A 10,512-nucleotide genomic window follows, 5' to 3' on the forward strand; every position below is an offset into this window, starting at 1 on the left:
GATGGCGCGATAATGCAGGGCCTTGTGGCGCGGCGAGACGTAGATCGAATGCTCGCCGTTCCAGAAATCGCGCCAGGACATGTGCTCGGTCGATCCTCGGGTTGCAGCAATATCCCGATGACTACGCACAAGCGGGGTGGCTCCGCAACCTTCGGGGTTTCGAGGCGGCCGGGTTTCGGCTTTAGTTGGCGAATCGAGACGAGGAGCGCCCATGCTGCTGCTGCCGCGATTGCTCAAGCGGTTCATCCGCCACGGACGGCTGACGGTCATCACGCCTGACGGCAAGCAGCATGTCTTCGGCTCCGGGCCGGCTGAGCTGCTCTTCGCTGGCGTCACCAAGATCGCGCCTGCCGTCTCCGTGCGCTTCCATGACAACCGCGTCGAGCGCGAACTCTTCCTCAACCCCGAGCTCGCTTTGGCCGAAGGCTACATGGACGGGCGGATCGATTTCGAGGAAGGCACGATCCACGACCTGCTGACGCTGTTCTGGCTGCAGCGACGCGAGATGCGCAAGGACCCTCTGCAGCAGGCGATCCGGAAAGTCCGCTTCAAGATCCGGCGCTGGCGGATGCACAACCCGCTCGGCGTCGCCGGCAAGAAGGTCAAGCACCACTACGACATCCCGACCGATTTCTACCGGCTGTGGCTCGACGAGACGATGACCTATTCCTGCGCCTACTGGCATACGCCGGAGGTCGGGCTCGAGGCGGCGCAGAAGGCGAAGCTGCGGCACCTCGCCGCCAAGCTGAAAATCGAGCCCGGCATGAGCGTGCTCGATATCGGCTCCGGTTGGGGGGAGCTTGCGATCTATCTCGCCAAGGCCTGCGGGGCGAAGGTGACCGGGCTCAACGTCTCGCCCGACCAGATGGCGGCGGCCTCGAGGCGGGCCGGGGCCGCCGGCGTCGGCGACGCTGTCACCTTCATCAACAAGGATTATCGCGAACTCGGCGGCACGTTCGACCGCGTCGTTTCAGTCGGCATGATGGAGCATGTCGGCGTCGCGCATTACGGCGAGTATTTCGGGGGAATTCGCGACCTGTTGACGCCGGACGGGATCGCGCTGGTCCACTGTATCGGCCGCGTCGGCCCGCCCGGCTTCACCGGGCCGTTCTTCGATAAATACATCTTCCCCGGCGGCTATGCGCCGGCATTGTCGGAGGTGTTCGCCGCGCAGGAGCAGACCGGCCTGTGGGCGTCCGACTGCGAGTTCTGGCGCCGGCACTATCACTGGACATTGGAGGCCTGGCGCGAGCGCTTCATGGCCAAGCGCGCGGAGGTCGTCGCCATGATGGGCGAGCGCTTCGCGCGGATGTGGGAATTCTATCTCTGCGCCTGCTCGATCTCCTTCGATATCGGCGGCGACATGGTGTTCCAGCTTCTGCTCGGCCAGCACAAGAGCGCCGTCCCGATCATCCGCGACTATATCGCGGATGACGAGAAGGCGCTGGAGGCCAAGGGGTTCTGATCGGTTCCTGTCAGCGCTTCAGGTTGACGACCACCACCCCGGCGAGTGCCATGGCGCCGCCGATCAGGCCGAAGACAGTTGGGATTTCGCCAAGCCAGAGGAAGCCGATCAGCATCGCCATCGGCGGCACGGCATATTGGAAGTTCGAGGCGCGGGCGGCCGGCAGGCGCGAGAGCGTGATCGCCCAGGTGCCGTAGGCGATCAGGCTCGGCACGACGGCGAGATAGACCACCGACCAGAAGGAGACGCTCGGCGCGACCTGCGCCTGTTCGATCGCCGACGGCAGGAAGGGCAGCAGCACGAAGCCGCCGATCGCCATGTTCCAGGCGGCGACATGGAGCGGCTTGTAGCGGGCGAAGAGCGGCTTCTGGACGACCGTGGTAATGGCGTTGCAGAAGGCGGCGCCGAGGATCAGCAGCACGCTCATGCCGATCTCGACATCGAGCCCCTTGCCGAGCGCAATCACGCCGATGCCGGCGAAGGACAGAGCCGTGCCGAGCCAGGCGGTGAGGCTGAAGCGCTCGCCCAGGATCATCATGGCGAGCACGGCGGTCATGATCGGGTTGGTGTTGATGATGAAGGCGGCCGGACCCGCCGGCACGACGCGCTGGCCGAAGTTCAGGAGCAGGGCGTAGCCCGCGATGAAGATCACGCCGCCGACGAGGAAGCGCCAGATGTCGCCGAGTTCGGGCAGCTTCGCTCGTGTTGCGATAAGGAAGAGAGCGGCCGGGCCGCCGGCCATCGCGAAACGCAGAGCCGCCATCTCGGCCGGGCCGAAGCCGGCAAGGCCGGCGCGGATCGCCGGGAAAGAGGAGGCCCAGGCCATGACCGTGAAGGTCACGGTGAAGACCAGCGTCGGGTCGAGACGCTGGGAACCTGAGGTGGTCAGCGCCGGGGAGGTGCAGCTTGAGGAGGACATGGCGTCGATCCATCGATGACGAGAAGTTGCTCCCGATAAGCGCCTCGGCGAGCTGATTGACAAACGAACAATTCGCGCATGAGCTGTGAGGATGGATCACAGCTCGAACCTGCCGCCGCTCGATACACTCCGCGCTTTCGAGGCGGCTGCACGCACGGGCAGCTTCTCGTCCGCGGCCGAGGCGCTGAACCTCACCCATGGCGCGGTGAGCCGGCAGATCGCCAAGCTCGAGCATTGGCTGGGCCTGCGCGTTTTCCTGCGGCAGGCGCGGGGCGTCTCGCTGACGCCGGAGGGGCAGCGCCTGCTCCAGCGCACGCAGGAGGCCTTTGCGCTGATCGCCGATAATTCCGAGCGCTGGCGCGAGGCGCGGGGCGCCTCGGTGGTGCGGGTCAGCGCGCCGCCCTCGGTCTGTGCGCTCTGGCTGATGCCGCGGCTGGCGATGCTGGAGACAGGAACGCCTGCGCTGCGGATCGTGCTGCAGGTCGAGCATCGCAAGGTGGATTTCGAGGAGGAGGGCGTCGATCTCGGCATACGCTGCGGGCGCGGCGGAGCGCCTGACCGGCTCTCGCTCAAGCTGTTCGAGGAGTGGTGCTTCCCGATCGCCTCGCCGCAGCTTGCCGAAGCGATCGGGGAAGGCGCTCCGGAGCGTCTCCTTGCACAGCCGCTGATCCACGACTCGGACGCTGCCGGCTGGAAGGCCTGGTTCGCGGCGCAGGGGCTGGATTATCGCCCGCGCCCGCAGGATCGGCGCTTCGAGGACTATAACCTCGTGCTGGATGCTGCTGCCCATGGGCTCGGCATCGCCTTGGCGCGTCCACCGCTGGCGCGCGAGCAACTGGCGGCGGGGCGGATCGTCAGGGTCGATGAGCGCGAGGCGCTGAACCCGGTTTCCTACTGGCTCGACCGGCCGCTTGGCGCGCTCAGGCCATCGGCGGCGGCCTTGGCCGAGCGGATCGCGCGGGAAGCGGGAGCCGATCGGGAAGAAATCGCGGCATTTGTCAGGCGGGAGGCCAGAGCAGCCTGATTTGCGTCATGCTCGGGCTGTATTCACCGCAGGCTATGCCGGGGCGCAGCGACCTCGCCGCGCTGGCTGGCGCGGGCCATCTCGAAGCTGTCGGCGATGCGCCGCGCCCGGACGATGAAGGCCTGCGCGATATCGGGCGGGCAGATTTCATGCGCGGTAATTTCGAACAGATCGAGCCAGCGGTCGAAATGCTTGCCTTCGAGCGGCAGGATCAGGTGCGGGCGCATCGGGCGGCCATCGTAACGGCCGGTGCGCAGCATCACGCCGCTCCAGAAATCGGTGATCTTGCCGATATGGTGGTCCCAGTCCTCGACAGCGGCCTCGAAGACCGGGCCGATCAGCTTGTCCTCCCGGGCCCGCGCATAGAACGTGCGGACGAGCTCCGCGATCATCGGCTCGCGCAGGTCGGGATGGGCGGCGCCCGGGTAGAGCAGGGGATTGTCGGTCATCGCAGGAATGTTCGCGTTTCGGGCATTCTCGTCGGAGAGGATCGCAAAGGCTAGGCCTGTGCGATCTCTGCGACCTTGTGAGGCAGGGCGGCGGCCGGTTGCGCCGCTTCGAGATGGCCGTTCTCCAGGAACAGCCTCATCTCCTCTGCAAGGGCGAAGAAGCGATCACGTACCGCCTTGGCATGGGGATTCGCACGCTCGATCGCCATGAAGACATTGGGGGCGTCGTGGCGGACCATTTCGGTCGCCTGCATCAGGAGCTCGAAGCTCGCCGTGGTCATCGTCCGGGGCAGGGGCTCCATCCGCACCAGGATCTTCGCGATCAGATGGGTGAGGCCCTGCACCATCGCAACCTCGCGGTCGTGGGCGTCGGCCGTCGTAACGATGACCTTCAGCTTGAGCACATGACGCAGGAAGGCGGCGATGCGCGGCGTGCTGGAACGATGCTTTACCGTATTTTCTTCACGCGAGCCGGTGCCCAGTTCGCTTGAAAAGGCTTCAGCGCCCCGGATCGGGCAAAGCGCGATCTTGAGGCCGGAAAGCCCGTTACGGGCGCTTTGCGGGCCGAAGAGCGGATGCGTGCCGATGATCTCGACATCATCGGGAAGCGCGGCCTGCATGGCGCGGGCCGGTCCGATCTTGACCGAGCCGACATCGAGCACGATGGCGCCGGCCTTCAGATGCGGGCGCAGGGCCGCGATCGCTTCGGGTATGGCGGGGACTGGCACGGCGAGGATGACAAGCTCGCAAGCCGCGACTTCGGCAGCGGTGGCAGATCGCAGGCCCTTTCCGGCGGCATCGGGCGCGGGCGCGTTGGCGGGATCGCAGATGCGCAGCGCAAAATGCGGCAGGAGATGGCGGGCCATCAGGCGGCCGAAGGCGCCGAAGCCCATGATGCCGATGGTGGAGACGGTTCTGATTGGGGAAGACATCGCTTGGGTCCGTGGTAGGCCGCGATGCCGGGTGACTTGCCTGAATTCAACCGCCAGCGCGGCGGTTGAACATGGGAATGCCACCGCCTCTATGAGGACGGGGCGTAATAGCTGCGGAACTGGGCCATCAGGCTGGTCATGCGCCGCTTAAACCGCGTGGCGCCGGCGCTGTCAATCGAAGGCCGGCGAATAATCGGTCAACGTCAGGATGCGGTCCTCGATCGCGCCGACCATGTCGCCCTGCTCGATCTTGGTCACGCGCTTGATCTCGATCCATTCCGGATCGGCCATGAAGCTCGCCCAGGCCTTGGCCTTGGTCTCGGCATCGGGCCAGGCGAGGATATAGGCGAACTCGGTGCGCCCTGCGCTCGCCGTTTCCCACATCGCCACGATCCTGAAACCGTGGCGGGACATGATGCGCGCGGCATGGTCGCGGAAACGGGCATGGAAGGCCCCCTTGTTGCGCTCGAAGATCTCGTAGATGCGCAACTGGTGGATCATGCCCGTCTCCTTCGGCATCGAGGCGGCTCTCAGGCCGCCTTCTTCGCCTTTTCTGCCGCCATCAGCTCGGTGAAGCGGGTGAAGAGATAGTGGCTGTCCTGCGGGCCGGCGGAGGCTTCCGGATGGTGCTGGACGCTGAAGGCGGGGCGGTCGGTGAGCGCGATGCCGCTGTTCGAACCGTCGAAGAGCGAGACATGGGTCTCGACCGCATTGGCCGGCAGGCTCGCCGGATCGACTGCGAAACCATGGTTCATCGAGACGATCTCGACCTTGCCGGTGGTCTTGTCCTGGACCGGGTGGTTGGCGCCGTGATGACCCTGCTTCATCTTCATGGTCTGGCCGCCGATGGCGAGCGCCATCATCTGGTGGCCGAGGCAGATGCCGAAGGTCGGGACCTTCCTGTCGAGCAGTTCCTTGATCACCGGCACGGCATATTCGCCGGTCGCGGCCGGGTCGCCCGGGCCGTTGGAGAGGAAGATGCCGTCGGGGTTGATCGACAGGATGTCCTCGGCGGTGGCGGTCGAGGGCACGACCGTGACGTCGCAGCCGGCCTTGGCGAGCAGGCGCAGGATGTTGCGCTTCACGCCGTAGTCGATGGCGACGACCTTGAACCGGCTGCTGTCGCGCTTGCCGTAGCCGGTGGGCCAGATCCAGGGCGTCTCGTCCCAGTCGTAGCGCTGTGCGGCGGTGACCAGCGGAACGAGGTCGAGACCGGCCATCGAAGGCAGCTCGGCTGCCTGCTTCTTCAGGCGCTCGACATCGAAAACGCCGTCCGGGTTATGGGCGAGGATGGCGTTCGGCATGCCGCGGTCGCGGATCAGGGCGGTCAGCGCGCGGGTGTCGACGCCGCAGATGCCGACAATGTTGCGGGCCTTGAGCCAGGCGTCGAAATGCCGATGGCTGCGCCAGTTCGAGGGCTCGGTGATGGCGGCATGAAGCACGCAGCCCCGCACCCCGGAGGAGGCGGCGGCGTTCACCGTCTCGGTGTCTTCCTCGTTCACGCCGACATTGCCGACATGCGGGAAGGTGAAGGTGATGATCTGACCGGCATAGGACGGATCGGTCAGAATTTCCTGATAGCCGGTCATCGAGGTGTTGAAGCAGACCTCGCCCGGCGCCTCGCCGATGGCGCCGAGGCCGAAGCCTTCCAGCACCGTGCCATCTGCCAGCACCAGGAGCGCGGTCGCGCGCGGTTCAGTCCAGCCGGTATCGGCAGGGTTTCCTTCGGGAGCGGTCATGTCTATGTCTCGGTCCAGGCCGCGCGAGCGGCAAAATGCGGAGGCGGGGCTGCGGCAATCCACTCCGCCGGTCTGGAACGCGAGCCTTAAAGAGCCGGGCCCGGCCCGTCAATCGAAGCTGGCGCAGGCCGCACAAGAGAAAAAGGAACAACGAGATGACCAGCCTGCGCGAGCGCTTCACAGCCGACATGAAGGAAGCGATGAAGGCCGGCGAGAAAGCGAAGGTGGCGGCGATCCGCCTGATCAGCGCTGCACTGAAGGAGAAGGACATCGAGGCTCGCGGCGCCGGCAAGGGCGAGGCGACAGCCGATGAGATCCTCGGCGTGCTCCAGAAGATGATCAAGCAGCGCCAGGAATCGATCGCTATCTACGATGCCAACAACCGGCCCGAGCTTGCCGACGGCGAGCGCGTCGAGGTCGCGGTGATTTCGTCCTACCTGCCTCAGCAGATGTCGGACGATGAGGTGAAGGCCGCGATCGACAAGGCCGTGGCCGAGACCGGCGCGACCGCCGTCAAGGACATGGGCAAGGTCATCGCCGTCCTGCGGGCGGCCTATGCCGGCCAGATGGATTTCGGCAAGGTCAGCCCGATGGTGAAGGCCGCCTTGGGCGGCTGAGCGCCGCTGATCAGGTCATGAGGGCCGTCGTGCTCGGGCTTGACCCGGGCATCTCGGAAACCAGTGTTCTCTGTCATGAGATTCTCGGGTCGAAGCTGTGCTCCGCCCCGAGAATGACGAGCCTGTCTTGAGGCTGCGCTTGTGGATAGTGCCGACAAGCTCTGTCGAAGCCATGTTCGAGGTTGGCTTTCCGACGCGCAGGGGCCACATCAGGAACCATGAAATTTCCGCCCTCCGTCCTTGAGGAAATCAAGGCGCGGCTGCCTGTCTCGGCGGTCGTGGGCAAGCGCGTGCGCCTCCAAAAGGCGGGGCGCGAATGGAAGGGCCTCTCGCCCTTCAATGCCGAGAAGACCGCCTCCTTCTTCGTCAACGACCAGAAGGCGTCCTTCTTCGATTTCTCGTCGGGCAAGAACGGCGACATCTTCAAGTTCGTGATGGAGACCGAGGGGCTCTCCTTCCCCGAGGCCGTGGAGAAGCTCGCGGCCGAGGCGGGCGTGATCCTGCCGAAGATCACGGCGGAGGCGCAGGTCCAGGAGGAGAAGCGCAAGGGGCTGCACGAGGTCGTGGAGCTCGCGGCGCAGTTCTTCGAGGCCGAACTGATGGGCGATCGCGGCGGCGGAGCCCGGCGCTATCTCGCGACACGCGGGCTCGACGGGGAGGCGCGCACGCGCTTCCGGCTGGGTTACGGTCCGGCTGATCGGTTTGCGCTGCGCGACCATCTGGCGGGGAAGGGCGTCCCGGCCGAATTGATGATGGAGGCGGGGCTGCTGGTGCATGGCGAGGAGATCGCCGTGCCCTATGACCGCTTCCGCGACCGGGTGATGTTCCCGATCCATGATGCGCGGGGACGCGTGGTCGCCTTTGGCGGGCGGGCGATGAGTTCGGAGGTCGCGGCGAAATACCTGAATTCGCCGGAGACGCCGCTCTTCCACAAGGGGCACCTGCTGTTCAATCACCACAATGCCCGCAAGGCGTCGCACGACACCGGCCAGGTCGTGGTGGTCGAGGGTTATGTCGACGTCATCGCGATGGCGCTGTCAGGTTTCCCGCAGACCGTGGCACCGCTCGGCACGGCCCTGACCGAGGACCAGCTCGGCCTGCTCTGGCGCATGGCCGACGAGCCGGTGATCTGTCTCGACGGCGACAAGGCCGGCCGCAAGGCCGCGAGCCGGGCGATCGATCTGGCGCTGCCGCTGCTGGAGCCCGGCAAGTCGCTCTCCTTCGCCCTGCTGCCGGACGGGCAGGACCCCGACGATCTCGCCCGCTCGGGCGGGAGGCAGGCGATCGCGGAGGTGGTCGGGGCAGCGCGTCCGCTGGTCGACATGCTCTGGCAGCGCGAGGTCGAGGCCGGCCCGCTCGATACGCCGGAGCGCCGCGCCGCCTTCGAGCGCCGCCTGAAGGAGCCGCTTGGACAGATTCGCGACGAAACCACGCGCAAGCATTATCGCCGCGAGATCGACGAGCGGCTGGCTCAGTTCTTCGCCAGCGCCGCCCCGGCGCGGCCGGAGCGCGGCGGGGGCGGTGGAAATTTCCAACGCGGCCGGGGCGCGGGGCCTCAGCGCGGCGGGTTCGGCCGGCAGGTGCCGCCCTGGCTCGCCGGGCCGCTCAAGGCGTCGAGCGCGCTGACGCAATCGCGGCTCGTGGCGAAACTGCGCGGCGAGGATCAGCGCGAGGCCTTCATCCTGCTGGCGCTCGCGAGCCACCCCGACCTCCTCCTGCGCTGCGCCGACGAGATCGCTGAATTATCGCTCGACGGACCGGCCGCCGAGCGCTTCCGGCAGGCTCTGCTCGATGCGGTCGAGGACACGCTCGATCGGGAAACGCTGGCGAATCGGCTGGCTCAGCCGCGAGTCAGGGAAGCGCAGGGCCATCTCATGGCGGTCACGGGACCCGCCGAGCGGCTGAAACTGGCGCAAGATGCTGATCCTGAATCGGTTTTCGACTCGATTCATCAGGCCCTCGTCTTGCATCATCGCGCGCGGACGCTAAATAGCGAGTTGAGAGCAGCCGAGCGCGCCTTGGCTGACGATGCGACCGAAGCCAATTTTGCCTGGATCAAGGACGTGAAAGCCCGCCTCGAGACGATCGAAGGCACCGAGGCCATGTCCGAGGATTGATATTCCAGCGAGTGGTGGACGCGGGTCCTGAGCGCGCAAGCTGTCGGGTGGTTCACGATTCGTCAACGACGTCTGGTGCCATCTGCAACTGGATTTGGGTGGGTGAGCGCGCCGGGCCTGCGGTCGCGCCGCCCTTTTATGCGTCGGTATATGGCTTTCTCGGCCAGAGCCGGCGCGAGTGCGGAGCGCTGATTGATGGCGACTAAAGCGAGCGAACGGGAAAAGACCGATCAGGTCGCGCCGGATGCCCCCCCGACTACCGACGGCCCGTTGCTCGACCTGACCGATCAGGCCGTAAGGCGGATGATCAAGCTCGCGAAGAAGCGCGGCTATGTCACCTATGACGAACTGAACGAAGTGCTGCCTTCCGAGGAGTTTTCCTCCGAACAGATCGAGGACGTGCTCGGCCAGCTCAGCGAGCAGGGCATCAACGTCGTCGACAACGAGGATCCGGAAGCCGCCGGCGAAGAGCGCGCCAACCGCAAGGAAGGCGGCGCCGACGAGGAGGAGCCCGAGGGCGGCGACATGGTCGACGCCTCGCGCCAGACCCTGCCGGTCGAGACCAAGCGCAATCTGGAGCCGACGGAGCGCACCGACGATCCCGTCCGCATGTACCTGCGCGAGATGGGCTCGGTCGAGCTGCTCTCGCGCGAGGGCGAAATCGCGATCGCCAAGCGCATCGAGGCCGGCCGCGAGGCGATGATCGCGGGGCTCTGCGAGAGCCCGCTGACCTTCCAGGCCATCATCATCTGGCGCGACGAACTCGTCGACGGCAAGGTGCTGCTGCGCGACATCATCGATCTCGAAGCCACCTATGCCGGCCCTGACGGCAAGAACCCTGCGGTCGCCGGCGAGGAGGAGCCCGAAGAGGGCGAGCAGGCCGCGACTCCGGAGGGCGAGACCCAGCCGGACATGGACGACGACGACATGGAGAACAACGTGTCGCTTTCGGCCATGGAGGCCGAACTCAAGCCGCGCGTGCTCGAGACTTTCAACGCCATCGCCGACGACTACAAGAAGCTGCGCCGCCTGCAGGACCAGGACATCGCCAACCGGCTGGAGAACACCAAGCTCTCGCCGTCGCAGGACCGCAAGTACAAGAAGCTCAAGGACGACATCATCACCGCGGTGAAGTCGCTCTCGCTCAACAACAACCGCATCGAGGCGCTGGTCGAGCAGCTCTACGACATCAACAAGCGCCTGATCGGCCATGAGACGCGCCTGCTGCGCCTCGCCGAGAGCTATGGCGT

General features: G+C 66.1%; 10 protein-coding genes. 5 read left to right on the forward strand and 5 right to left on the reverse strand.

Annotated features, from left to right (window positions below):
- The first annotated feature begins 211 nt into the window (after nucleotides 1-211).
- Nucleotides 212-1,465: an SAM-dependent methyltransferase gene (locus J0I42_RS21430; protein ID WP_291657872.1), complete on the forward strand. Its 1,254-nt coding sequence runs from the start codon at nucleotides 212-214 to the stop codon at nucleotides 1,463-1,465.
- A gap of 10 nt (nucleotides 1,466-1,475) precedes the next feature.
- Here the strand turns inward: J0I42_RS21430 and J0I42_RS21435 are convergent, their stop codons facing one another.
- On the reverse strand, nucleotides 1,476-2,384 hold the full coding sequence (locus tag J0I42_RS21435) for a DMT family transporter (protein ID WP_291657874.1): 909 nt from the start codon (nucleotides 2,382-2,384) through the stop codon (nucleotides 1,476-1,478).
- Between the two features lie 91 nt (nucleotides 2,385-2,475).
- Here J0I42_RS21435 and J0I42_RS21440 point away from each other — a divergent pair, with 91 nt between their 5' ends.
- Nucleotides 2,476-3,408, forward strand: coding sequence for a LysR substrate-binding domain-containing protein (locus J0I42_RS21440; RefSeq protein ID WP_291657875.1), 933 nt, complete (start codon nucleotides 2,476-2,478; stop codon nucleotides 3,406-3,408).
- 23 nt (nucleotides 3,409-3,431) lie between these two features.
- Here the strand turns inward: J0I42_RS21440 and J0I42_RS21445 are convergent, their stop codons facing one another.
- The 4 genes from J0I42_RS21445 to carA form a co-directional block, all read right to left on the reverse strand.
- On the reverse strand, nucleotides 3,432-3,857 hold the full coding sequence (locus J0I42_RS21445; RefSeq protein ID WP_291657876.1) for a group III truncated hemoglobin: 426 nt from the start codon (nucleotides 3,855-3,857) through the stop codon (nucleotides 3,432-3,434).
- Between the two features lie 50 nt (nucleotides 3,858-3,907).
- The gene (locus tag J0I42_RS21450) at nucleotides 3,908-4,789 is read right to left on the reverse strand and encodes a prephenate dehydrogenase (RefSeq protein WP_291657877.1); all 882 of its coding nucleotides are present in this window, start codon (nucleotides 4,787-4,789) and stop codon (nucleotides 3,908-3,910) included.
- Nucleotides 4,790-4,960: 171 nt separating this feature from the next.
- Entirely contained in the window at nucleotides 4,961-5,308 is a 348-nt protein-coding gene (locus J0I42_RS21455; RefSeq protein WP_291657878.1) for an NIPSNAP family protein, read from the reverse strand.
- 11 nt (nucleotides 5,309-5,319) lie between these two features.
- A complete protein-coding gene (gene carA / locus J0I42_RS21460; protein WP_291657880.1) occupies nucleotides 5,320-6,528 on the reverse strand; it encodes a glutamine-hydrolyzing carbamoyl-phosphate synthase small subunit in 1,209 nt (402 codons plus the stop codon).
- A gap of 155 nt (nucleotides 6,529-6,683) precedes the next feature.
- Here carA and J0I42_RS21465 point away from each other — a divergent pair, with 155 nt between their 5' ends.
- From J0I42_RS21465 to J0I42_RS21475, 3 genes are all read left to right on the forward strand, one after another.
- Nucleotides 6,684-7,145 (forward strand): GatB/YqeY domain-containing protein, encoded by a 462-nt coding sequence (locus tag J0I42_RS21465; RefSeq protein ID WP_291657881.1) that lies wholly within the window; start codon nucleotides 6,684-6,686, stop codon nucleotides 7,143-7,145.
- Between the two features lie 218 nt (nucleotides 7,146-7,363).
- Nucleotides 7,364-9,262, forward strand: coding sequence for a DNA primase (gene dnaG, locus J0I42_RS21470; RefSeq protein ID WP_291657882.1), 1,899 nt, complete (start codon nucleotides 7,364-7,366; stop codon nucleotides 9,260-9,262).
- A 195-nt stretch (nucleotides 9,263-9,457) separates the two neighbouring features.
- A partial coding sequence (locus J0I42_RS21475; protein ID WP_291657883.1) for an RNA polymerase sigma factor region1.1 domain-containing protein occupies nucleotides 9,458-10,512 on the forward strand: 1,055 nt, incomplete at its 3' end.

The organism is Allobosea sp. (assembly GCF_017308015.1).
GTDB lineage: Bacteria > Pseudomonadota > Alphaproteobacteria > Rhizobiales > Beijerinckiaceae > Allobosea.